At 66.7% G+C, this 22236-nt stretch carries 22 protein-coding genes; 4 read left to right on the forward strand and 18 right to left on the reverse strand.

Annotated features, from left to right (window positions below; translation table 11 throughout):
• Positions 1-33 precede the first annotated feature (33 nt).
• From AC5QAB_RS13985 to AC5QAB_RS13995, 3 genes are all read right to left on the reverse strand, one after another.
• Positions 34-1260, reverse strand: coding sequence for an efflux RND transporter periplasmic adaptor subunit (locus tag AC5QAB_RS13985; protein ID WP_069117195.1), 1227 nt, complete (start codon positions 1258-1260; stop codon positions 34-36).
• 91 nt (positions 1261-1351) lie between these two features.
• Positions 1352-2122, reverse strand: coding sequence for an SDR family NAD(P)-dependent oxidoreductase (locus AC5QAB_RS13990; RefSeq protein WP_075077055.1), 771 nt, complete (start codon positions 2120-2122; stop codon positions 1352-1354).
• Complete coding sequence (locus AC5QAB_RS13995; protein WP_041863314.1) at positions 2119-2346, reverse strand: hypothetical protein; 228 nt, start codon at positions 2344-2346, stop codon at positions 2119-2121. The genes AC5QAB_RS13990 and AC5QAB_RS13995 overlap by 4 nt, the downstream gene beginning before the upstream one ends.
• Positions 2347-2493: 147 nt before the next feature.
• Here AC5QAB_RS13995 and AC5QAB_RS14000 point away from each other — a divergent pair, with 147 nt between their 5' ends.
• Entirely contained in the window at positions 2494-3525 is a 1032-nt protein-coding gene (locus AC5QAB_RS14000) for a LysR family transcriptional regulator (protein WP_005416157.1), read from the forward strand.
• Between the two features lie 666 nt (positions 3526-4191).
• On the opposite strand, the gene AC5QAB_RS14005 is transcribed toward AC5QAB_RS14000, so the two are convergent.
• From AC5QAB_RS14005 to AC5QAB_RS14030, 6 genes are all read right to left on the reverse strand, one after another.
• Entirely contained in the window at positions 4192-4887 is a 696-nt protein-coding gene (locus AC5QAB_RS14005; protein ID WP_014646784.1) for a YiaD family glycine zipper/OmpA-like lipoprotein, read from the reverse strand.
• 140 nt (positions 4888-5027) lie between these two features.
• Positions 5028-6443: an FAD-binding domain-containing protein gene (locus AC5QAB_RS14010; protein ID WP_197561311.1), complete on the reverse strand. Its 1416-nt coding sequence runs from the start codon at positions 6441-6443 to the stop codon at positions 5028-5030.
• 85 nt (positions 6444-6528) lie between these two features.
• Entirely contained in the window at positions 6529-7143 is a 615-nt protein-coding gene (locus AC5QAB_RS14015) for an inorganic diphosphatase (RefSeq protein ID WP_134967025.1), read from the reverse strand.
• A gap of 10 nt (positions 7144-7153) precedes the next feature.
• The gene (locus AC5QAB_RS14020; RefSeq protein ID WP_053496001.1) at positions 7154-8521 is read right to left on the reverse strand and encodes a purple acid phosphatase family protein; all 1368 of its coding nucleotides are present in this window, start codon (positions 8519-8521) and stop codon (positions 7154-7156) included.
• On the reverse strand, positions 8518-9633 hold the full coding sequence (locus AC5QAB_RS14025; RefSeq protein WP_032959149.1) for an NHL repeat-containing protein: 1116 nt from the start codon (positions 9631-9633) through the stop codon (positions 8518-8520). The genes AC5QAB_RS14020 and AC5QAB_RS14025 overlap by 4 nt, the downstream gene beginning before the upstream one ends.
• Entirely contained in the window at positions 9633-12146 is a 2514-nt protein-coding gene (locus tag AC5QAB_RS14030; protein WP_401733302.1) for a TonB-dependent receptor, read from the reverse strand. The genes AC5QAB_RS14025 and AC5QAB_RS14030 overlap by 1 nt, the downstream gene beginning before the upstream one ends.
• A 217-nt stretch (positions 12147-12363) precedes the next feature.
• Between AC5QAB_RS14030 and upp the strand changes: the two genes are divergently transcribed.
• The gene (upp, locus tag AC5QAB_RS14035) at positions 12364-12996 is read left to right on the forward strand and encodes a uracil phosphoribosyltransferase (protein WP_005409099.1); all 633 of its coding nucleotides are present in this window, start codon (positions 12364-12366) and stop codon (positions 12994-12996) included.
• Between the two features lie 114 nt (positions 12997-13110).
• Here the strand turns inward: upp and AC5QAB_RS14040 are convergent, their stop codons facing one another.
• Complete coding sequence (locus tag AC5QAB_RS14040) at positions 13111-13539, reverse strand: SRPBCC family protein (RefSeq protein ID WP_495233458.1); 429 nt, start codon at positions 13537-13539, stop codon at positions 13111-13113.
• Positions 13540-13570: 31 nt separating this feature from the next.
• On the reverse strand, positions 13571-13996 hold the full coding sequence (locus tag AC5QAB_RS14045; protein WP_495233459.1) for an ArsR/SmtB family transcription factor: 426 nt from the start codon (positions 13994-13996) through the stop codon (positions 13571-13573).
• A gap of 57 nt (positions 13997-14053) precedes the next feature.
• On the opposite strand from AC5QAB_RS14045, the gene AC5QAB_RS14050 reads away from it, so the two are divergent.
• Positions 14054-14347, forward strand: coding sequence for a PsiF family protein (locus AC5QAB_RS14050; protein ID WP_046430010.1), 294 nt, complete (start codon positions 14054-14056; stop codon positions 14345-14347).
• A gap of 84 nt (positions 14348-14431) precedes the next feature.
• Here the strand turns inward: AC5QAB_RS14050 and AC5QAB_RS14055 are convergent, their stop codons facing one another.
• The 6 genes from AC5QAB_RS14055 to rsmD form a co-directional block, all read right to left on the reverse strand.
• Positions 14432-15319: an MBL fold metallo-hydrolase gene (locus AC5QAB_RS14055; RefSeq protein WP_019338337.1), complete on the reverse strand. Its 888-nt coding sequence runs from the start codon at positions 15317-15319 to the stop codon at positions 14432-14434.
• 120 nt (positions 15320-15439) lie between these two features.
• A complete protein-coding gene (gene ggt / locus AC5QAB_RS14060) occupies positions 15440-17170 on the reverse strand; it encodes a gamma-glutamyltransferase (protein ID WP_014646774.1) in 1731 nt (576 codons plus the stop codon).
• Positions 17167-17448, reverse strand: a complete 282-nt coding sequence (locus AC5QAB_RS14065; protein WP_004153175.1) for a YfhL family 4Fe-4S dicluster ferredoxin — start codon at positions 17446-17448, stop codon at positions 17167-17169. The genes ggt and AC5QAB_RS14065 overlap by 4 nt, the downstream gene beginning before the upstream one ends.
• Positions 17449-17580: 132 nt before the next feature.
• Entirely contained in the window at positions 17581-18072 is a 492-nt protein-coding gene (locus AC5QAB_RS14070) for a hypothetical protein (protein WP_032959157.1), read from the reverse strand.
• 60 nt (positions 18073-18132) lie between these two features.
• A complete protein-coding gene (gene coaD / locus AC5QAB_RS14075) occupies positions 18133-18642 on the reverse strand; it encodes a pantetheine-phosphate adenylyltransferase (RefSeq protein WP_014036814.1) in 510 nt (169 codons plus the stop codon).
• 26 nt (positions 18643-18668) lie between these two features.
• Positions 18669-19247, reverse strand: coding sequence for a 16S rRNA (guanine(966)-N(2))-methyltransferase RsmD (rsmD, locus tag AC5QAB_RS14080; RefSeq protein WP_014646773.1), 579 nt, complete (start codon positions 19245-19247; stop codon positions 18669-18671).
• Between the two features lie 537 nt (positions 19248-19784).
• On the opposite strand from rsmD, the gene htpG reads away from it, so the two are divergent.
• Positions 19785-21677 carry a molecular chaperone HtpG gene (htpG, locus tag AC5QAB_RS14085; RefSeq protein ID WP_197562158.1) on the forward strand — a complete coding sequence of 631 codons (1893 nt, stop codon included), beginning with the start codon at positions 19785-19787 and terminating at the stop codon, positions 21675-21677.
• Between the two features lie 216 nt (positions 21678-21893).
• Here the strand turns inward: htpG and AC5QAB_RS14090 are convergent, their stop codons facing one another.
• The gene (locus AC5QAB_RS14090; RefSeq protein WP_075075795.1) at positions 21894-22193 is read right to left on the reverse strand and encodes a hypothetical protein; all 300 of its coding nucleotides are present in this window, start codon (positions 22191-22193) and stop codon (positions 21894-21896) included.
• Between the last annotated feature and the right edge of the window lie 43 nt (positions 22194-22236).

A 22236-nucleotide genomic window follows, 5' to 3' on the forward strand; every position in this document is an offset into this window, starting at 1 on the left:
CCGCTGGCGCCGGCAGCTAAGCGGGGACGCGGATCAGTGGTTCAGTGCGGCAGTCGCATCACGGCCCGGTGCCGGCGGCGCAGCCTGCGGCTGCATCGCCACGGCCTTGGCCTGCACCGGCATGCCCGGCATGAAGACCTTCTGCACGCCGTCGATGATCACCTTGTCGCCGGCGGCAAGGCCGTGCTCGACAATGCGCAGGCCGTCGGCGGTGCGGCCGAGCTGGATGTCGCGGCGCTGGGCCTTGCCATCCTTGTCGACCACGTAGACGTACTTGCGGTCCTGGTCGGTCAGCACGGCCTTGTCATCGATCAGCATGGCCTGGAACTGGCCGCTGCCAAGCAGCTGCACGCGGGCGAACAGGCCCGGCGTGAACTGGCGGTCGGCGTTGTCCAGCAGCGCACGGACGCGGATGGTGCCGGTGCTGCGCGCCACCTGGTTGTCGAGGAAGTCGACCTTGCCCGCATGCGGGTAGCCCTCTTCGCCGGACAGGCCGACCTTCACCGGCAGCGCGCTGTCACGCTCGCTGGGGCGCTCGCCCTTGCGTGCCATCTGGGCGTAGCGCAGGAACGTGCTTTCGTCGGCATCGAAGTAGACGAACACGGTATCCAGCGAGACCAGCGTGGTCAGCACGCTGGCGCTGTCGCCGGCGGTGACCAGGTTGCCGGCGGTGACCATCGCGCGGCCGGCACGGCCGTCGATCGGTGCACGCACCTTGGTGAACTCCAGGTTGAGGCGGGCCGCATCCAACGCAGCCTGCGCCGCCTGCACGGCAGCACCGGACTGGTCGGCAGCCGCACGGCGCTGCTCGGCGGTCTCGGTGGAGATCGCCTGCTGCTCGGACAGCCGCTTGGCACGCTCGGACTCGCTGCGGGCCAGCGTGGCCTGGGTGCGGGCGCGGGCCAGCTCGGCGGCCGCGCGATCGTACTCGGCCTGGTAGCTGCGCGCGTCGATGGTGAAGAGCACTTCGCCCTTCTTCACTTCCTGGCCTTCGACGTAGTTGACCTTGTCGATGTAGCCGGACACGCGCGGGCGCAGTTCAACGCTCTGCACCGCTTCGACGCGGCCGCTGAACTCGTCCCACTGGCTGACCTGCTTGACCAGCACCGGCGCGGCGCTGACCTGCGGCGGCGGCGGAGCACCGGCCTCTTCGGCATGGCCGCCGCTGCAGGCCGCAAGCACGGCCGCGGCGAGGATCGACACGCCGACCATCGCGATGCGATGGCCGAAACGATGTGGGGTGGTATTGGGGGAAGTCATGGCATGCATCCGTACGGAGGGGTGGTACAGCTATATGAGAACGTGTTGCAAAAATCGGCGGCGCATACTGCGACCTCAACCATGGTCGAGGTCAAGCGATGCCCGCGGTATCGCGCCACAGTGGAGGGACATCCAGGTGCAGCAGGCCGCGCGGCAGTTCGGCATCGCTGCTGTCGCAGCGGACGATGGCGCGGTTGTCGCGGCAGCCGTCCAGCAGGGAGACCACACGACGACCGACCAGCAACGAGCTTGGCCACTCGATGCACGCATTGGCCGCGTTGGCCGGGGTGCACACCGGACTGCAGACTTCCAGCATCTGCGCGCGCACACCCAGTGCCTGCGCTTCCTGGTGCACCACCTGCGCGTACATGCGCAGCGCGGCGGTGGTGATCGAGGTCTCGCCGTAACCCGCCCAGGGCTTGGCGTTGGCGGGGCTGCCGATCATCACGTAGCGGCGCGCATGCACGTTGTCCTGCAGCAGCGGCAGCAGGTGACGCACCGCGTGCACGTGCGGCATCAGATCGGCCTGCATCGCCCCCAACAGCTCTTCGCCATTGCGGTCGGTCACCCGGCCGCGACGGTAGGGGCCACCCATTGCGGCGATGACCGCCGCCAGCGGACGGGGGCGCTGCGCGATGCGTTCGGCCAAGGCACGCGCCGAGCCGTCATCGCTGAGCGAGCCCAGCAGCGTCTCCAGGCCGGGCTCGTCGGCGAACTGCTCATGCAGCGCCGCCAGCCGACCCGGGTCGCGGCCAACCACCAGCACCGGGCTGCCGGCTTCCAGCAATGCGCCGACCACGCCCTGGCCGACGGCACCTGTGCCGCCGAGGACCAGGACTTCGGGCGTCAGTATCCCATTCACGGGACATTTCCTCCCAAATCCGGGATAGTCCCGATCCGGCGCAGCCGGTCACCCTTGTGCGGGGCCAGGCGGATGGCACCGCCACGCTGCTGACGCATGGGCGCGGTAAACTCACGAAAGTCCTTGTGTACCAAGGAACTCGGACGGGCTTCGACGGTCATCGCCAGGTCCAGGGTGTTCTGGCCGACATGCCGGAAGCGGGCAAGAATGTTGCGCAGGCTCATGGCGAGGGGGCTCCATTTCACGAATGGCGCCACGATAGACCTCAAACCTTTACTTGATTAGTCCTGATTAAGGGGAATAATCATCCCGCTCCCGGTCCAATCGTTCTGTCACGATTGTCCCATCCCCGACGTCCAGGATCCCCGACCATGTCCCACGATCTCAACGAGACGCTGATCTTCGTCAAGGTGGTCGAGCAAGGCAGTTTCATTGCCGCTGCCAAATCGCTCGGCCTGCCCAAGACCACGGTCAGCCGCAAAGTGCAGGAGCTGGAAACGCGCCTGGGCGCGCGGCTGCTGCACCGGACCACCCGCCGCCTCGGCCTGACCGAAGCCGGCTCGATCTACCACGAGCATTGCCAGCGCATCGCGCGCGAGCTGGAAGAAGCCGAAAGCGCGGTGAGCCAGTTGCAGTCCGGCCCGCGCGGCTGGCTGCGCTTCACCGTGCCCTATTCGATCGGCATCACCTGGATCGCCCCGCTGCTGGGCCAGTTCCATGCGCAGTATCCGGAAATCCGCCTGGACATGCACATGGGCAACGAGAAGCTGGACCTGATTGCCGGCGAAGCGGATCTGGCGCTGCGTGTGGGCGCCCTGCCCGATTCCAACCTAGTCGCGCGCAAGCTGGGCAGCCTGCGCACGCAGGTGTTCGCCAGCCCGGCCTACATCGAGCGCTATGGTGAGCCGCTGCATCCGGAAGAACTGCAGTTCCATCGCATCCTGGCGATGCGCAAGCCGTATCACACTGGCAATTCACCGCGCTTCACCTGGCAGCTGGGCGAGAACGGCGGCGAGCTGCGTGACTTCCCGGTCACCCCGCTGATGACCGCCAACGACATGTCTGCGCTTAATGGTGCACTGGTGTGTGGCGAAGGCCTGCTGCTGACCGGTGATGTGATGGCCAAGCCGTTCGTGGAGTCCGGCATGGTACGGCGCGTGCTGGCCGGCTGGACCGGCCCGGAAGTGGACTTCAACGCCGTGTTCGCCGGTGGCCGCCTGGTCTCGCCGAAGGTGCGGGCGTTCGTCGATTTCCTGGTGGAAAAGCTCAACTTCGACGCCAACTACATGCTGGCGCAGTGCCCGGGTGCGAAGCTGGCACAGCAGCAGAAGGCCCAGGAAGACGCGGCGTTGGAGAGCAGCGGCAAGCGCATCCTGGAGAAGGTCGCCGCCTCGGCGGCGTAACCGGATTTCGTAGAGGCGAGCCATGCTCGACTGCGGTTGGAACCGCGCCGACCAAGGTCGGCATCTACCAGGAGATGAGTTGCGGCATTTCCTTCCCGCTGCGCCGGGCGTCCGGTAGATGCCGACCTTGGTCGGCGCCGTTCGGAGAAGCCGCGAACGGGAACGCTGTCGGTGTGCCGAGCAAGCTCGGCACCCACAAAAATGCCGCCTGCAAGGGCGGCATTTTCGTTCCGGCCGATGGCTTTCGGTAGATGCCGACCTTGGTCGGCGCCGTTCGGAGAAGCCGCAACCGGAAGCGCTATCGGCGTGCCGAGCAAGCTCGGCACCTACAGAAAATGCCGCCTGCAAGGGCGGCATTTTCGTTCCGGCTGCGTGGCTTTCGGTAGATGCCGACCTTGGTCGGCGCCGTTCGGAGAAGCCGCGAACGGGAATGCTGTCGGCGTGCCGAGCAAGCTCGGCACCCACAAAAATGCCGCCTGCAAGGGCGGCATTTTCGTTCCGGCTGCGTGGCTTTCGGTAGATGCCGACCTTGGTCGGCGCCTTTCGGAGAAGCCTCAACCGGAAGCGCTATCGGCGTGCCGAGCAAGCTCGGCACCTACAGAAAATGCCGCCTGCAAGGGCGGCATTTTCGTTCCGGCCAGGCCGGAACAGCAACAACGCTACGCGTTATTGCTTGAGCGGAATCACGCGGATTTCAACGCGACGGTTCTTGGCACGGCCGGCATCGGTGCTGTTGTCGGCAATCGGATACGACTTGCCGGCCCCCAGCGTTTCGATGCGCACGCTCTGCACGCCTTGGCCGATCAGGTACTGCGCCACCGAATCGGCGCGTTCCTTCGACAGGCGGTTGTTGACCGCGTCGCTGCCGATGCTGTCGGTGTGGCCCACCACTTCGATCATGGTCTGGTTGTACTCGCGCAGCGTACCGGCCACACCGTTGAGCGAGCCGTAGAACTGCGGCTTCAGGGTGGCCTTGCCGAAGTCGAAGGTGATGCCGTCCGGCAGGTTCAGCATGATGTTGTCGCCCTGGCGCTGCACATCGATGCCGGTGTTGGCGGTGCGCTCGCGCAGCGCGCGTTCCTGGCGATCCTGGTACTGGCCGACGGCGGCGCCGCTGAGCGCACCGATACCGGCACCGATCAGTGCGTGCTGACGACGCTCGGTGGCGCTGTCGCCGGTCAGCAGGCCGGCAGCCACACCGATGGCGGTACCGATCAGCGCGTTGCGGCCGGTACGGTTCTGCTGTTCGGTCGGGTTGCCGTACTGGTCGCTCTGCACATAGGAGCCGCCGGTGGCGCAGGCCGACAGGACGGCCGCACTCATCAGGGCCAGTGCGACGTTGCGGGTGGTGTTGCGGATCATGTGGTTCTCCTTGTTTTCCGGTCGGGTCGGCGGCTTACGGGCGCAAAGAGAATAAACAGCCCGATGCGATGTCGGGATGATGATCGGTCGCGGCAACAGGGCCGCGTTCAGCTAACTGACTGGAACGCTCAGCCCGCGCTTTACCCAGCCCCCGTCTGCCGGTAGGCGGCCAGCGCAGCATCGCGGCCGACGGCCAGATCCACCAGCGGCGTACGCGGATAGCGCGGGGCATGCGCCGCCAGCAGCAGCGGATGCTGCCACGGCGCGAAGCGCGCTTTCACCGGCAGCGCCGCCAGTTCGGGCACCCAGCGGCTGATGTAGCGGGCCTGCGGGTCGAACTTCTCGGCCTGGGTGACCGGGTTGAACACCCGGAAGTACGGGGCCGCGTCGGCGCCGGTGCCTGCCACCCACTGCCAGCCCATCGTGTTGTTGGCCAGGTCGGCATCGACCAGGGTGTCCCAGAACCAGCGCGCGCCATGCAGCCAGTGCGCACGCAGGTGCTTGCACAGGTAGCTGGCAACAATCATCCGTACCCGGTTGTGCATGTAGCCGGTGTGCCACAGCTCGCGCAGGCCCGCATCGACGATCGGCACGCCGGTGTTGCCGCGCTGCCAGTCATGCAGTTGCGCTGCAGTGGGCGTGGCCCAAGGGAAGCGGTCGAAACGCGGATTGAGGTTGTCGGTCGGCGTCTTCGGGAAGTGATGCAACAGGTGGTAGGCGAAATCGCGCCAGCCCAGTTGCCGCAGATAGCCGTCGATGTCGGCGTCAGTGCCGGCACTGCGCAATCTCTCCAGCGCATGCGCGATGCGCCACGGTGCAATCTCGCCGAAATGCAGATGCGGCGACAGCCGCGAGGTGCCGACCCGGTCCGGCAGGTCACGCTGCTCGCGGTAACCGCGCAACGCGCCGTCCTCGAACACGGACAACGCCTCCAGCGCGCCGGCCTCGCCCGGCTGCCAGTGCTCCCAGAAGCCGGAATCCCAGTCCAGCGTGGGCGCGAGCCGCAGCTCGTCCAATGCGAGGCCGTCGACCGAGTGCGCGGTCAGTGCCTTCGGCGCGGCACTCAGCGTCGGCAGGCGCCAATGACTGAGTACGTTGCGCCAGTACGGAGTGAACACCTTGTACGGCTGACCCTGCTGTGTCGCGATGTCCCAGGGCTCGAACAACAGACTGCCATTGCAGCTCTGCGCGTCGATGCCCTGCTCACGCAGCGTGCGCTTGATGGTGGCGTCGCGTGGCTGGGTGGCCGGCTCGTACTTGCGGTTCCAGTACACCGCCTCGGCGCCGGTCTGCCCGATCAGCAACTGCAGGGCCGGCAGGCTGTCACCGCTACGCAGCACCAGCGAGGAACCGCGCGTGCGCAGGTCGGCGTCCAAGGCACCCAGTGAACGGTGGCGCCATGCATCGGAGGCCGCGCCAGGCACCCAGTCCCCTTCCTCGTGCGGCGCGTGGAGATAGACCGGCACCACGTCGTGACCCGCATCCAGCGCGGCCTGCAGGGCCGGATTGTCCTGCAGCCGCAGATCACGGCGGAACCATACCAACGCTACCGACACATGCACCGCCTTCGATGTGGAAGGCGGACATGATAGCCAGGGGCGGTGAAGGTGATGCGCGCGTCCGGCCACCCACGGCGGGGTTCTAGTGCTTGAACCGCTGCATGGCCTCGCGGATCACTGACCGTGCCTCGGCGGCGTTGCCCCAGCCATTGAGCTGCACCGGGTTGCGCCCGGCCGGCAGGTCCTTGTAGACGCGGAAGAACGCTTCGATCCGCTGCCGTTCGGCCTCCGGCAGGTCCGCCAGGTCGCGGATGTTGGCGTAGGTCGGGTCGACCTTGTCGGTCGGCACCCCGATGATCTTCTCGTCGTGCTCGCCGCCATCGATCATCTTCAGGTAACCGATCGGCCGGAAACGCACGATCACGCCCGGATGCAGCGGTTCGCGGGTCAACACCAGTGCATCCAGCGGATCGTTGTCGCCGGCCAGGGTGCGCGGCATCGAGCCGTAGTTGGCCGGATAGGCGACCGGCATCGACTGGAAGCGGTCCACGTGCACCAGGCCGTCTTCCTTGATCTCGTACTTGGTGAAGCTGCCGGCCGGGATCTCCACCGCCAGGTTCACCTCCTGCGGGGCCTGCGCCGGCTGGGCGACCAGGAAGGGATGCAGCACGGTATCGGCGGCGGTTACCGCACTGGCCAGCAACAGCAGGGACGCGCCGATGGCAGCCAATGGAATGATGCGGCGGGGTGTGGTCATCGGCGTCTCCTCATTCCCAGCAGCGGTCGGCGCGACCCTTGGCGGTCTGCGCACGCGGGCAGTCGCGTGGCGTGATGCGGCCTTCGGTCAACTCCGTGCGCTGCTTTCCACCCTTGGCATCACGACGCAATTCGAAGGCATCGTAAAGACGGCCGGTCACGGTGCGTGCTTCATAGCGCAGGTGCTGCGGGTCGATGTTCAGCACCTGGAACAGCTGGGTGTCCTCGGCCACCGGGTCCATCGTCCTGCGCGCTTCGTCGGAAAGGCGGTACTGCTTCGGTCCGGCCACGGTCACCACATACTGCGGCGTCGCGGCCTGCCCTTCGCCACGGCGGCCATAGGTGTGGTCATGGCCCTGCAGCACCAGATCGACGTTGTGGCGGCGTACCACCGGCAGCAGCACGTCACGCAACGCGGCGTTCTCGCGCCCTTCGCGCGGCGAGTAGAACGGCTGGTGCAGCAGCACGATGGTCCACGCCTGCCGATTGCCGGTCAGCACCTTGTCCAGCCACTGTGCCTGCGCCTTGGCGGTGCCGAGGTCGAGTGCCGATGTGCCATCGACCACGGCCACGCGCACGCCCTGCGCATCGAACCAGTAGCTGGTCTGCTGCGCGGCGGTGGCGCCATTGCCCGGCAGCGCGAACGTCACCGGCCAGTGGCGGCCCAGCACGCGGCGCTCCTGCGGGGTGTCCTCGAATTCCTCGAAGTACTCGTGGTTGCCGATGGCCGGCGCCACCAGCGTTTCCTGCGCCAGCCAACTGGTCGCAGCGAACCACTCACCCCACTCGCTGTCATCCATGTTGTCGCCACCGCTGACCAGGTCGCCGGCAAACAGACTCATGCGCGCCTGCGGCGCGGCCTTCTGCGCGGCGCGCACCACGCGGCTGACATGGCTGACGTTCTTGTTCTGGGTATCGCCGAAGTACAGCAGGGTCAGCGGCTGATCGGCGCTGGCCAGCGTGCGCAGCTGGTTCCAGGCGCTCCAGCTGCCATTGCCCTGCACACGGTAGACGTACTGGGTATCCGGCTGCAGGCCATCGATATCTGCCCGATGGTGGTGCGACAGACCGTTCTCGGTCTGCAGCGCGCGGGTCGTCGCACGCACCTGGCGGATGCCTTCAATGGCCGGCGAATCTGCGGCCAGCGCGATTTCCAGCAGCGGCGCCTGCACGCTGTCGTCGGTACGCCAGGCCACGGCGAACCCATGGCTGGAATCAACCGCCGGCGAGGCGACGATGCGGTCCGGCACCGTCGTCGCCGCGTAGTGGCGGCTACCTGCCGGCACCTGGGTATTCGGTTCGGCCGCCGCGAACGACAGCGACGGCAGCGCCAGCAGCAGGCCCAGCGCCAGCGCGCGCATTACGCACTGCCCGCTCATGCGCCACACTCCAGCGGCAACGCCAGCTGCTTGGCGATGCTCTCCCAATCGAAGGCCACCACGCCCTGGTCGTCATGTACTGCATACAGCGCACCGTGTGGGAAGCGCGCGCTGGGCTGCTGCATCATCCAGATGCCATCGGTGTTGGCCACGGTATTGCCCTGGAACGCGCCGACCGGCTTCAGCGTGTGCCGGTCGAACAGGTGGAACACGCTGCGCTGCTTGCCCTGTTCGGTGGTGATCCACCAGCCGTCCTTGCCGCAGGTGCGCAGGGTCACGCCTTCGGCCTGGGCCTTGAACACGTCGCGGCCAAAGGTGGTGCCAGTGAAGCGGCCCGCCAGGGTGTAGACCTTGAACTCGCTGGCGTAGCGCTCGTCCTCTTCGGCAATCAGCAGCCGGTCGTTCTCGGGGTCGCCCCAGATCGACTCGACCACGCGCAGTGCACCGGCCTCGGTGGTATCGCCGATGCTGGCCACCAGCTTCGCCTCGACCTTCGCGCCGTCGCGGGTCACATGGTACTGGCGCACGCGCTTGTCCAGCTCGGCCAGCGGCGGCAGGATGTCACGCCCCTGCGCATCCTCGCCGTTGTCCCAGGAATCGGTGACGTAGACGCTGTAGCCATCGGCACGGCGGTCGACCCACAGACCGTACGGCTTGCGCAGGTCGTCCGCAGCGAAGGTCGCCAGCGGCGCGAAGTCCGGCAGGCTCAGCACCTGCACGCGGTGATTGTCGCGCTCGACGATCCACAGCAGGTCGTCGGTCACCGCGATGCCGTTTGGGCGGTCGAACTGCCCCGGTGCGGTGCCGCTGCTGCCGACGTCACGCAGGTGCTGGCCGGTGCTGCCGTCGTAGACCACCAGCTTGTCGGTGGCCTTGGCGGTGGCGATCAGCCACAGCGCGCCGTCCGGCGCGCGCCAGGCCGCCGGCGAGTCGATGTTGTCGGCCGGGGTCATCGGTGACAGGAACGCTTCGGCGATGGTGCTCACCACGCGCTCGCCATTGGCGGCCGGCGCGGCCGCTCCCGCAACCGGATCGTTGCCGGTGGCCGGCGTGCAGCCGGCGACCAGCGTAGCCGCCAGCGCGGCGGCCAGGACAGTGACGCCACGCCCCATCACAGCGCCACCTTCAGGCCCAGCGCATAGGTGCGGCCGTACTCTTCCATCTGCAGGGTGCGCGAGCGGGTGCCCTGGTAAAGCTCCAGCGGCTTGTCCAGCAGGTTCTGCGCTTCGAAGTACATGCTCACGCGCGGGGTGAACTTGTAGTCCAGCGAGAAATCGAGCTGGGTGTTGGGTGCCACGTAGATGTCGAATGCACGCCCCTTGCCGATGCTGTCCAGATACTCGCTGCGGTACACGGCCGCCAGACGCGTGCTTACACCGTACTTTTCATAGCCGATGTGTGCGCTGTAGACATGCTTGGAAGCGCGCGGCAGGGTGAAGTCCTCGCCCTCACGTCCCTTGATGCCGGCATCGAACGTGGTGTCCAGCCAGGTGCCACTGGCACCGACCAGCAGGCCATCCAGGCCCTCCGGCAGGAAGGCCAGCTGCTGCTGCCAGTTGAACTCCGCGCCACGCACGGTGGCCTTGCGACCATTGATCGGCTGGGTCACGTCGAATCCACCGTAGGCCGGATCATTGGTCCGCACGGTCTCCACGATGTAGCCATCGATCGACTTGTGGAACAGGCCCAGCGAAACGATGCCGCTGCTGCCGATGTACTTCTCCACCGACAGGTCGATGTTCTTCGACTCGTACGGATCCAGTTCCGGGTTGCCCAGGCGCACTTCCTCGTCACCGCGGCTGTAACCCACGCGCGGCGAGACGTCGCCGAAGGACGGGCGCGATACGGTCTTGTTGGCCGAGGCGCGCAGCACCCAGTCATCGGCCGCGTCATAGCGCAGATGCAGGCCCGGCAGCACGTTGGTGTAGCTGCTGTTGGCCACGCGCGGGGTGACGGTGAAGCTGCGGCCGTTGGCGGCCACGTCCACCTGGTTGCCGACTGCCTTGAAGCGGGTGTTCTCCACGCGCACGCCGCCGATGATGCGCAGCGCGCCCACATCCCAGGTACCCATGGCATAGCTGGCGAAGATGTCCTCGCTGGCCACGTAATCCTCTTCCAGCGACGTCATCGCATTGCCGCCGACATCCTGCGGGCGGGCGCTGTACTGGCCACCATTGGCGGCCCAGAGCGCGCGCATCGCAGCCGAGTCCATGCCATCCCCCATGTTGCCGTGGCGATGCTCCGGCGAAGAGGTGGTCCAGCTCGACAGCACCACCTTCGGGCCGACGCGCAGTTCGCGCTCATCGACATTCACGTCGCGGTCGCGCCAGCGGCCGAGCAGGCCGAACTTGATGCTGCTGCTGTCGCCGTCGAAGCGCACGTTGACCTGCGCGCTGTGTTCCTTGTCGTTCACCTGCTTGGGCGAAAGCACGACGCGGTCGAACGCGTAGTTGCCGTTGTCCAGCCACTGCGGGTTATCGAAGCTGTAGCTGGGCAGGCGGCTGCTCTGGTCCAGGGTGCCATTGAAGGCCTTGCCGTTGAGCTTGAAGCGCGCCTCCATCTCGTCGTTCACGCGCTCTTCGGTACGGGTGTAGCCGATCCGGTAATCGACCACGGCGTTGGTCAGCTTGTTCTCGCCACCAAGACTGGCCGCAAAGGTGTTCTCCTTCTTGGTGCGGTAGCGCATGCGCTTGTCGATCGAGTCCTTCGGCATGCCATCGAGCCGGTACTGGTCGGTGCCGGTCTTGACCATCTTCGCGTCGTCGAAGTTGAAGATCACGCGCTGGCGGGTCTCCGCATCGTCGAACTGGCTGTACAGCGTGCGCAGGTAGTACGTGCTGTCTTCGTTGGGGCGCCAGTCGAGGTTGAGGTTGGCACCGATGCGCTTGCGCTCGATCTCGTACTTGCGGTGCTGCAGGTTGATCGCGGTCACGTCACCGGGGGCGGCATCGTCCTCGCCGTCATATTCCACTTCGGTGTTGTCCGACTCGAACTTCCGCTTCTGGTAGTTCACGCCCAGCGCCACGCCGAACGTGTCGTTGAACACTTCGCTGTAGTTGAAGGCGGCCTTGGGGCTGGTCTCGCCGGACAGCTGCTGGTGGCTGCCCTCGATCTTGCCGCGCAGGCTGCGGCCGTCGCGGTCGAAGGCCGACGCCGATTCCACCAGCACGGCGCCGCCGATGGCATCACCGGGCATGTCCGGGGTCGGCGACTTGACCACGCGCAGGCGCTCGGTGGAGTCCGATGGGATCACGTCCAGCGGCGCGGCGCGGCTGGAATCTTCCGGCGTACCGATGGCGATGCCATCCACGCTGACGCTGTTGAGATTGGCATCCAGGCCGCGAATGACCACGAAGCGGCCTTCGCCCTGGTCGCGGGTCACGCTGACGCCTGGCAGGCGCTGCAGTGATTCGGCCACGTTCTTGTCCGGATACTGGCCCAGGGCATCGGAGGACACCGCGTCCTCGATGGCGTCGCTGCTGCGCTTGAGGTCGACCGCGCGGATCTGCGATTCGAGCTGGGCGCGCACTTCGATACGGTCCAGGTCGACCGCGTCGGCCGCCACGGCGCCGGTAGCGGCTACCGCCTGTTGCCCGGCAGCCTGCAGCGGTGCCGCGGCCCCCATCGCCAGGGTCAGGGTGATGGCAACGGCCAACGGAGTCTTGATATGCACTGGGAATCCCCATTCCTGTTAAGAATGGGTCTGCACGGTATGTCCGCAAGGTTGCATGGCCGTGACATGCGCCTGCACATTTCATGTACATCAGATCCAGGCCCGGTTTGGGGTTCGACACGCCAATCCGGCAAAATGGCCTCCTCTCTCCTTTCCCCCCTTCCCGACCATGAAGATCGTCGAAGTGCGCCACCCGCTGGTGCAGCACAAGATCGGCCTGATGCGCAACGCTGCGCTCAGCACCAAGGATTTCCGCGAACTGGCCAACGAGCTGGGTACGCTGCTGGCCTACGAGGCCACCGCCGACCTGGACACCGAGCCGCACACCCTGCCCGGCTGGGCCGGCCCGGTGACGGTGCAGCGTATTGCCGGCGCCAAGATCACCGTGGTGCCGATCCTGCGTGCCGGCCTGGGCATGCTCAGCGGCGTGCTGTCGCTGATCCCGGCGGCCCGTGTCAGCGTGGTCGGCCTGCAGCGCGACGAGGAAACCCTGCAGCCGGTGCCCTACTTCGAGCGCCTGACCGGCCGCCTGGAAGAGCGCGACGCGCTGATCCTGGACCCGATGCTGGCCACCGGCGGCACCCTGATCGCCACCATCGACATGCTCAAGCGTGCCGGTGCCCGCCGCATCAAGGGCATCTTCCTGGTGGCCGCGCCGGAAGGCATCGAAGCGGTCAAGGCCGTGCACCCGGACGTGGAGATCTACACCGCAGCCATCGATGCCCAGCTCAACGACAAGGGCTACATCCTGCCGGGCCTGGGCGACGCCGGCGACCGCATCTTCGGTACCCGCGTCGGTTGATCCGTTGAACCGGGGTCAGAGCCCTTTCACAGCGAAAGGGATCTGACCCCAACATCGCGGGGGTCGGACCCCTTTCGCAGAAAGGGCTCTGATCCCACCACCCCGCATTCCTGCCTACAGCCCGGCGGCGAAGGCTTCCAGCTGGTCGATGGCGGTGTTCCAGCCGTCGAAGAAGCCCAGCTGCTCATGCTGGTCACGCAGGGCCTTGTCCGGGTGCATCACCCGCGCGGTGTAGCGGCAGCCCTGCTCCTCGTCCTCCATCGTGATCACGGCGGTAAAGCCCAGCCAGGGTGACTGCGGTCGCCAGCCCGCACCCAGCATCGGGGTGAACACCAGGCGCTGCTGCGGCACGATCTCCAGGAAACTGCCCGGATTGTCACTCCTGCCGCCATCGGGGCCCTGCATGAAGGTGTGGAAGGCCCCGCCGGGGCGCAGGTCGAATGCCCGCACCTCGGTGGTCCACGGCTTCGGGCACCACCACTGGCGCAGCAGTTCCGGGTCGGTCCACGCCCGCCACAAGGCGGCGCGCGGTGCGTTCAGCACACGGCTGATGACCAGATCGGTGTCGGGGTTGTTACCTGCGGCTCCAGCCGTGAGCCTGCTCCTGTCGGTGAAGGGTTTCGACGAAATCGACCATGCGATCGGAACGCGCTTCCCAAGCCGCACGCTGTTCTGCGAGCCATTGTTCGGCCTGGCCCAGCCGCGCCGGCACCAGTTCGCAGGTGCGTGTGCGCCCCTGCTTGTGGCTGCGCACCACGCCGCTGCGCTCCAGCACGGCCAGGTGTTTCATCAGTGAGGGCAAGGCCATCTCGAAGGGTTCGGCCAGCATCGACACCGTGCGCGGCCCCTGCCCCAGCGCCGCTACGATCGCGCAACGGGTCGGGTCGGCCAGTGCCTGGAAGACATCTTCAATGGCGGGATTATACTTATCCATATGGCTAAGTAATACGCCGGTCTGAACGTTGCCGCAAGCAGGCGCGGCACTGGCGTGATTCTTCACGTGGCCTTGCCGGCCCGAAGCGAATGCTCCGCGCACCCGCCACCCTTGGAGCTCCCGATGAAAGCCTCTTTCCTGCTGGCCGCCGTCCTGCTGGTCGGCCTGCCCCTGGCTGCCAACGCCACCACCCCGCAGCAGCAGCGCATGGCCGAATGCTCGGCCAAGAACAAGGGCTTGAAGGGTGATGCCTACAAGACCGCGCAGAGCTCCTGCCTCAGCGGCCACGCCGCCGAGACCAAGGCGGTCAATCCGCAGCAGGAACGGATGCGCAAGTGCAACGCTGACGCGGGCGCGAAGAAGCTGGCCGGTGATGCGCGCAAGACCTTCATGAGCAGCTGCCTGAAGTCGTCGTAATCGTCGCGTCCGGATCGAACGCCATCCACGCATGGCTGGATCTGCCACCGTCAGTGAAAGGCCGGGCATTGCCCGGCCTTTTCATTACCCCAGGGCGCGCGCCTTCAGCTCGCCCTGTTCGTGCAGGGTCACGAAACGTCCCTTGTCATCACGACCCAGCTGCGCCAGCGCCACCTGCGGGTCGTGGGTGAAGAACAGCCGCACGTTGCGCGCCAGCTTGTCTTCAAGGAACTGCCGCTTCTCGTCGATCAGCAGCTCGGCGTTGCGGTCGTAGCCCATGGTGATCGGCACGTGTACCCATGAGCGCCCCGGGATCAGGTCGGCACAGAACACCACGCCACCATGCGCACTTTCGCCGGCATGCGCGTGACCGACGATCTCGGCCAGCATCAGTCCCGGCGTATGCCCGTCGCTGTAGCTGAAGCGCACGCTGCGGCCAAGTGCCTTCGAGTACTCCCCGTCCACCACTTCCAGCCGGCCACTGGCCTGCAGCAGGCCCGGCAGTTCCGGAATGAAGCTGGCACGGTCGCGCGGATGCGGCTGCACGGCGCGCTGCCAATGCTGCGCACCGACCACGTAGGTCGCGTTGGGGAACAGCAACTCGGGTTCACGCCCTTCGCTCCATGCCGCCAGCAGGCCGCCAGCATGATCGAAATGCAGGTGGCTGAGCACCACCACATCGATATCCTCGTGCTCGAAGCCGGCTTCGCGCAACGAATCGATCAGTACGTGCTGGCTTTCCTGCACTCCGTAGCGCTCGCGCATGCGCGGATCGAAGAACGCCCCGATACCGGTTTCAAACAGCACGGTCTTGCCTTCCAGCGGACTGGCAAGCAGTGCGCGGCAGGCCAGCTCGATGCGATTGAGCTCGTCGGGTGCCGCCCATTTTTCCCACAACGCACGCGGTGCGTTGCCGAACATCGCACCGCCATCGAGGCGCTGCGAGTTTCCGCGAATAGACCAGAGTTTCATGCGTCGATTATCGGCGCCGGCCCGTTAAATAATCGCTAGAAAGGAAACAGAAAACCCCGCCGGCAAAGGCGGGGTTTCGGTAATCTGACGGATAGCCGGCCAGCAGCCGGCGCTACCGGATCAGCGTGCCGGCACGACCTGGGCGCTGCCCACCGGGTTGCGGGGGTCGCTGCCGCCGAACAGCTTGTTCGCCTTGCGGTCCCATTCCACGGTCTGCAGGTTGCCCCACACGTGACTGGAACCGCGGCCGCCTGCGGCGACGTCACCCGGCAGGTCGATCTTGTGGCCCATCGCCTGCAACTGCTTCACCGTCGCCGCGTCGAACGCATCGTCCTCGGCTTCGATCAGGTCCGGCAGCCACTGGTGGTGGTAGCGCGGCAGCGCGGCAACCTGCTGTGCATCCAGGCCGTCGTCGTAGCCGAGGATGCCCAGCAGCACCATGGTGATGATGCGGCTGCCACCCGGAGTGCCCAGCACCACGACCTTGTCGGCGTTCTCCATGAAGGTCGGCGTCATCGAGCTGAGCATGCGCTTGCCGGCCTTCGGCGCGTTGGCCTCGTAACCCATCACGCCGAACGCATTGGGCGTGCCCGGCTTCAGCGCGAAGTCGTCCATCTCGTTGTTCAGCAGCACGCCGGTGCCCTTGGGAATCAGCCCCGACCCATACAGCAGGTTGACGGTCTGGGTGGCGCCGACGCGGTTGCCGTCGCGGTCGATGATCGAGAAGTGCGTGGTCTCGTCATCTTCCAGCGGCGTCGGGTTGCCCGACAGCAGGTCGCTGGGCGTGGCCTTCTCCGGATGGATGGTCGCCCGCAGGCCCTGTGCGTAGTCCTTGCTGGTCAGCACTTTCTGCGGGATCTGCACGAAGTCCGGATCGCCGAGGAAGAAGGTGCGGTCGCGGTAGGCGCGGCGCATCGACTCCACCACCAGGTGGGTGCGGTGGGCCGGGTCCATCTTCCTGATGTCCCAGCCTTCCAGGATCTGCAGCATGCTGGCCAGCGCGATGCCACCGGACGACGGCGGCGGCGCGGTGGTGATCTTCCAGCCGTTGTAGTTGAACACGATCGGCTCGCGCTGCTTGACGCGGTAACCGGCCAGTTCTTCAGCGGTCCACTTGCCGCCAGCCTGCTTCACGCCCGCCAGCAACAGCTTTCCGGTCTGGCCCTTGTAGAAGCCATCAAAGCCACCCGCGGCCAGGCGCTCCAGCGTCTGCGCCAGTTCCGGCTGCTTGAACAGGTCACCGCTGGCGATCGGCTTGCCATTGCGCAGGTAGACCTCGCGCGTGCCGGGATAGCGCTCCATCACTTCACGCCGCGACGCGTAGCCCTTGGCCATGCGGTCGTACACCGGGAAACCTTCGCGCGCGATGCGGATCGCCGGCTGCAGCGAGGCCGACAACGGCAGCTTGCCATGCTTGGCTGACAGCTCGACCAGCGCTGCGGGCAGGCCGGGAATACCCGCCGACCAGGCACCGTTGACCGAACGATCACGGTCCAGGTTGCCCTGCTTGTCGAGGAAGGCCTGCGGGGTCGCCGCGGCCGGGGCGGTCTCGCGCGCATCCAGCATCACATCCTTGCCGGTGGCCGCGTCGTGCAGCAGGAAGAAGCCGCCGCCGCCCAACCCGGAACTGATCGGCTCGACCACCGCCAGCGTGGACGACACCGCCACTGCAGCGTCGAAGGCGTTGCCGCCCTGCGCCAGGATGTCGATGCCGGCCTGGGTGGCCAGTGCGTGGCCGCTGGCAATGGCCGCGCCATCAGGGCGATCGGCACGGGCCGGGCTGTCAGCCCAGGCCATGGGGCTCAGCAGCAGGCCGAGCAGCAACAGGGGGCGGACGATCAGCGTCTTCATTCGGATGGGGGCTCCGCGTAGAGTTCGGGGTGATCGTGCTGCAGCTGGCGCAGCTTGGCCAGCAGCTGGTCTTCCGTTTCCACGATCTCCGGGTCCGGGTCGATGCACTCGACCGGGCAGACGACCACGCACTGTGGCTCGTCGAAATGACCCACGCATTCGGTGCAGCGCGCAGGGTCGATCACGTAGATGGTTTCACCCATCGCAATGGCCTGGTTGGGGCAGGCCGGCTCGCACACGTCGCAGTTGACGCAGAGCTCGTTGATTTTCAGCGACACGGCGATACTCCTCGCCCGCGCCCTGGGACAAAGGACCGGCCAGCGCGGGCGCGCGGGCCGGTCAGGTCATCAGCGGCGCCCTTGCAGGATGCCGCCCGGGCCATGCCGGAGCATGGCCGCCATGGCTCGGTATTACTTGGCTTCGACGAAAATGTACTCGGCACCGGTCGGCTGGATCGCAGCCTGCACGCGGGCGTTGTCAGCCGACTGGCCGATGAAGACGACGCGCACGCCCTTCATCGAATCCGGCGACACGTCCTTGAACACGGCCTGGATCATGTCAGCCATCTTGCCCGAGGCCGACGAACCGAAGGCCAGCATGTTGCCCGGCTGCACGCCACGGGCCACGGCCTGGGTCGCGCTTTCGGTCTGGCGCTCGTACTTGGCCTGGAAGTCCGGGTCCGATTCCGGCGAGAGGTAGTACAGGAACGGGCTGTTGGTGATGTTGCCCATGTTCTGGATCGCCACTTCCTGCAGGTACTTCTTCCAGCCTGCATCGTCGTCCTTGGCCGGGGCGACCAGGGCCGGCTTGGCCTCGTCGACCGGAGCGGCCTCTTCCTTCTTGCAGGCGGTGAAGGCCAGGGCCAACGAAGCGATCAGCATCGCGCGCATGGTGGTGTTCATGGGTTTCCTCCCGGAATGGTGCGTGGTGGTGTACGTAATGGGGTGCGGGTACAGCGGGGCTTACGACTGTGCCGACTTCGCTTCGCGGACCTTGCGCAGGGCTTCGAGCACCGCGGCCGGCACGAAACCGGACACGTCGCCGCCCAGGCGCGCGATCTCGCGGACCAGCGAGGACGAAATGAAGCTGTGCTGCTCGGCCGGGGTCAGGAACAGGGTCTCGACCTCGGGGATCAGGTGGCGGTTCATGCTGGCCATCTGGAATTCGTACTCGAAGTCGGACACCGCGCGCAGGCCGCGCAGCAGCACCCCGCCCTGCACCGAACGTACGAAATGGGCCAGCAGGGTATCGAAGCCGATGACCTCGACGTTGCCGTGGTGGGCCAGCGCGCCACGCGCCAGCTGCACGCGCTGCTCCAGCGGCAGCGCCGGGCCCTTGGACGGGCTCTGCGCCACGCCGACCACGACCTTTTCGAACAGCGGCGCGGCCCGGCTCACAAGGTCGATATGACCGTTGGTGATGGGGTCGAACGTGCCGGGGTAGACGGCAATGCGGCGATTGGCCACGGTCATGGGCGGATGCAGATGTTCAGATGAGGTCAAAGTGTAGCAGTGGCACGGCGGTACAGGGCAAAGCGCACCTCGCGGGTGCCACCCTCGCGGTGCAGCAGCCAGTCCGGCGGCAGCACCGGCACGTGGCCGGCTGGCGATTCCAGGTACAGCCAGGCGTCGGCGGCCAGGTGCCGCGGCAGCTGGGCCAGCACGTCCTGCCACAGGCCATCGGCAAACGGCGGGTCGATGAAGACCAGGTCGGCCTGCTGCGCCTGCGCCCCTTGCAGCCAGCGCAGGGCATCGGCCTGCACGACGGTGATCTGGTCGCTGGCCTGCAGCCTGGCGACGGCGGCGGTCAGGTTGCGTCCCAGCTGCGCATCGCGCTCGACCAGGGTGGCGTGGGCAGCGCCACGCGAGACCGCCTCCAGGCCCAGCGCGCCACTGCCAGCGAACAGGTCCAGCACGCGGGCGCCGCCGAGCTTGGGCATCAGCCAGTTGAACAGGGTCTCGCGCACGCGGTCGCTGCTGGGGCGAAGGCCCGGCAGGGTCGGCACCGGCAGCCGGGTATTGCGCCAGCGCCCGCCGATGATGCGGACCTGGCCGTCATTGCCACCGCGGCCGCTCATCGGCGCCCCCGGCGGGAGGAATTCGAGAAATTCAGCATGAGCGGGATTGTAGTTCGGCCGGGCTTTGCCCGGCACCCGTCGAAGCCACGGCAACGGCCGAAGCAACGGCAAAAGCCGGCTATCCGTGGGTTGGCGGGGTGGGTCCGGTCGAGGGGGACGCTGCAAGTACGTCCATGTAAGCTCGGTCGCCGCATCCATGCGGCTCACGCCCCCTCAACCGGACCCACCCCGCCTTCGACAGTTCCGTGCGATCTGTCGGAACGGCTCTTGGGGTCAGATCCGTTTTCCTGCGGAAAACGGATCTGACCCCAGATTTATTTCGATGTCTGACAGATGTGTCGACCAAGGTCGACACCTACCAACAGCCGCGGGAAATCTGTCAGAGGCGGGGCGGTGTGGGTTGGCGTTGCTGTTGCTTCGGCCTCTGCAGGTGCCGGGCGCCGCCCGGCCGACCAACCCCTTGATTTCGGGACAATCAGCCATACCCCTTGGCGAGGCCGCACGCGCTGGCGCGGCATTGCACATGGAGCCCTATCGATGACCGAGACCACCCAGACCGAAACCCTTGGCTTCCAGACCGAAGTCAAGCAGCTGCTGCAGCTGATGATCCACTCGCTGTACTCCAACAAGGAGATCTTCCTGCGCGAGCTGGTCTCCAACGCCGCCGACGCCGCCGACAAGCTGCGCTTCGAGGCCCTGACCCAGCCGGCGCTGCTGGAAGGCGACAGCGAGCTGCGCGTGCGCGTCAGCTTCGACCCCACCGCGCACACCATCACCATCGAAGACAACGGCATCGGCATGAGCCGCGCCGAAGCCATCGCCCACCTTGGCACGATCGCAAAGTCCGGCACCGGCGATTTCCTGCGCCAGCTGTCCGGCGACCAGAAGAAGGATTCGCAGCTGATCGGCCAGTTCGGCGTCGGTTTCTACAGCGCCTTCATCGTTGCCGACGAAGTGGAAGTGACCTCGCGCCGCGCCGGCCTGGCCGCAGGTGAAGGCGTGCGCTGGACCTCGCGCGGCGAAGGCGATTTCAACGTCGCCACTGTCGACAAGGCCGAGCGCGGCACCCGCATCGTCCTGCATCTGAAGGATGGCGAGCATGATTTCGCCGACGGCTGGCGCCTGCGCAGCATCCTCAAGAAGTATTCGGACCACATCGGCCTGCCGATCCAGATGCCGAAGGAAGGTGGCGAACAAGGCGCCACCGTCGAGTGGGAGACCGTCAACCGCGCCAGCGCGCTGTGGACCCGTCCGCGCACCGAGATCGGCGACGCCGAGTACACCGAGTTCTACAAGCACGTGGCGCACGACCACAGCGATCCGCTGGCGTGGAGCCACAACAAGGTCGAAGGCAAGCTGGAGTACACCTCGCTGCTTTACGTGCCCGGCCGCGCGCCGTTCGACCTGTACCACCGCGATGCGCCCAAGGGCCTGAAGCTCTATGTGCAGCGCGTGTTCGTGATGGACCAGGCCGAGCAGTTCCTGCCGCTGTACCTGCGCTTCATCAAGGGCGTGGTCGACTCCAACGACCTGTCGCTGAACGTCTCGCGCGAGATCCTGCAGTCCGGCCCGGTCATCGATTCGATGAAGGCGGCGCTGACCAAACGCTCGCTGGACATGCTGGACAAGCTGGCCGCCGACAAGCCGGAGCAATACGCCACGTTCTGGAAGGAATTCGGCCAGGTGCTGAAGGAAGGCCCGGCCGAGGACTACAACAACCGCGAGAAGGTGGCCGGGCTGCTGCGCTTCGCCTCCACCCGCGGCGACAGCGATGCGCAGACGGTGTCGCTGGCCGATTACCTCGGCCGCATGACCGAAGGCCAGGACAAGATCTACTACCTGACCGGCGAGAGCTACAGCCAGGTGCGCAACAGCCCCCACCTGGAAGTGTTCCGCAAGAAGGGCGTGGAAGTGCTGCTGCTGACCGACCGCATCGACGAGTGGCTGATGGGCTACCTGACCGATTTCGACGGCAAGGGCTTCGTCGACATCGCTCGTGGCGATCTCGACCTGGGCGCGCTGGAAACCGAAGCGGACAAGCAGGAACAGGAAGCCGCGGCGAAGGACAAGCAGGGCCTGGTCGAGCGCCTGAAGACCGTGCTGGGCGATGACGTGGCCGAAGTGCGCGTGTCACACCGCCTGACCGATTCGCCGGCGGTACTGGCCATCGGCGAACAGGACCTGGGCCTGCAGATGCGCCAGATCCTGGAAGCCAGCGGGCAGAAGGTGCCGGACAGCAAGCCGGTGCTGGAAATCAACCCGGGCCACCCACTGATTGCCAAGCTGGATGCCGAAGCCGATGGCGCGCGTTTCGACGACCTCGGCCGGGTGCTGTTCGACCAGGCCGCGCTGGCCGCCGGTGACAGCCTGAAGGACCCGGGTGCCTACGTGGCGCGGCTGAACAAGCTGCTGCTGGAACTGTCGGCCTGATCGACAGGGGGGTCGCCGGGCATGGCCCGGCTTACCCGGCGGTGCTCTGGTAGAGGCCGACCTTGGTTGGCGCCCCAAAAGCGTGCCAACCAAGGTTGGCACCTACCGGGGCGGATCGAGCGTGCCAACCAAGGTTGGCAGCTACCGGCGCGGGTGGAGAGTGCCAACCAAGGTTGGCACCCACCAGGGGCGGCGGTTGGCGCCTGCCGAAGGGGTTCAGGCGTCGCGATCCAGCAGCGAACCCAGCATCTGGTCCTGGCGGCGGATCACCGCGGCATTGGCGGCGAAGGCCACCACCTCGGCTTTCGCGGCCAGCAGGTCACCCAGCGGCGCGCCGGCATCGGCGCCGACGGGAATCACCGCGGCCTGCACCCCACCCTGCCCGGCAGCACTGCGCTGCAGCTGCAGGCGCTGGGCATCCGGGGTCGCCAGGTTGGCCACGTTGTGCGCAGCCACCTGCACGCCCTGCTGGGCCGCACGCATCCCGCCGAGGGCAATTCCCATCACGTTGTCCATGGCGGTCTCCGGGCCGCACGACGTGGCCCTCCGGACCGGTTAA

This window comes from Stenotrophomonas sp. YJH_SMC_127 (assembly GCF_059372445.1).

Excerpts from the sequence above, each read along its gene's own strand:
- AC5QAB_RS13985 (WP_069117195.1), bottom strand. The coding sequence starts at position 1,260 with ATGACTTCCCCCAATACCACCCCACATCGTTTCGGCCATCGCATCGCG.
- AC5QAB_RS13995 (WP_041863314.1), bottom strand. The coding sequence starts at position 2,346 with ATGAGCCTGCGCAACATTCTTGCCCGCTTCCGGCATGTCGGCCAGAAC.
- AC5QAB_RS14000 (WP_005416157.1), top strand. The coding sequence starts at position 2,494 with ATGTCCCACGATCTCAACGAGACGCTGATCTTCGTCAAGGTGGTCGAG.
- AC5QAB_RS14005 (WP_014646784.1), bottom strand. The coding sequence starts at position 4,887 with ATGATCCGCAACACCACCCGCAACGTCGCACTGGCCCTGATGAGTGCG.
- AC5QAB_RS14015 (WP_134967025.1), bottom strand. The coding sequence starts at position 7,143 with ATGACCACACCCCGCCGCATCATTCCATTGGCTGCCATCGGCGCGTCC.
- AC5QAB_RS14020 (WP_053496001.1), bottom strand. The coding sequence starts at position 8,521 with ATGAGCGGGCAGTGCGTAATGCGCGCGCTGGCGCTGGGCCTGCTGCTG.
- AC5QAB_RS14025 (WP_032959149.1), bottom strand. The coding sequence starts at position 9,633 with ATGGGGCGTGGCGTCACTGTCCTGGCCGCCGCGCTGGCGGCTACGCTG.
- AC5QAB_RS14030 (WP_401733302.1), bottom strand. The coding sequence starts at position 12,146 with ATGGGGGCCGCGGCACCGCTGCAGGCTGCCGGGCAACAGGCGGTAGCC.
- upp (WP_005409099.1), top strand. The coding sequence starts at position 12,364 with ATGAAGATCGTCGAAGTGCGCCACCCGCTGGTGCAGCACAAGATCGGC.
- AC5QAB_RS14050 (WP_046430010.1), top strand. The coding sequence starts at position 14,054 with ATGAAAGCCTCTTTCCTGCTGGCCGCCGTCCTGCTGGTCGGCCTGCCC.
- AC5QAB_RS14055 (WP_019338337.1), bottom strand. The coding sequence starts at position 15,319 with ATGAAACTCTGGTCTATTCGCGGAAACTCGCAGCGCCTCGATGGCGGT.
- ggt (WP_014646774.1), bottom strand. The coding sequence starts at position 17,170 with ATGAAGACGCTGATCGTCCGCCCCCTGTTGCTGCTCGGCCTGCTGCTG.
- AC5QAB_RS14070 (WP_032959157.1), bottom strand. The coding sequence starts at position 18,072 with ATGAACACCACCATGCGCGCGATGCTGATCGCTTCGTTGGCCCTGGCC.
- coaD (WP_014036814.1), bottom strand. The coding sequence starts at position 18,642 with ATGACCGTGGCCAATCGCCGCATTGCCGTCTACCCCGGCACGTTCGAC.
- rsmD (WP_014646773.1), bottom strand. The coding sequence starts at position 19,247 with ATGAGCGGCCGCGGTGGCAATGACGGCCAGGTCCGCATCATCGGCGGG.
- htpG (WP_197562158.1), top strand. The coding sequence starts at position 19,785 with ATGACCGAGACCACCCAGACCGAAACCCTTGGCTTCCAGACCGAAGTC.
- AC5QAB_RS14090 (WP_075075795.1), bottom strand. The coding sequence starts at position 22,193 with ATGGACAACGTGATGGGAATTGCCCTCGGCGGGATGCGTGCGGCCCAG.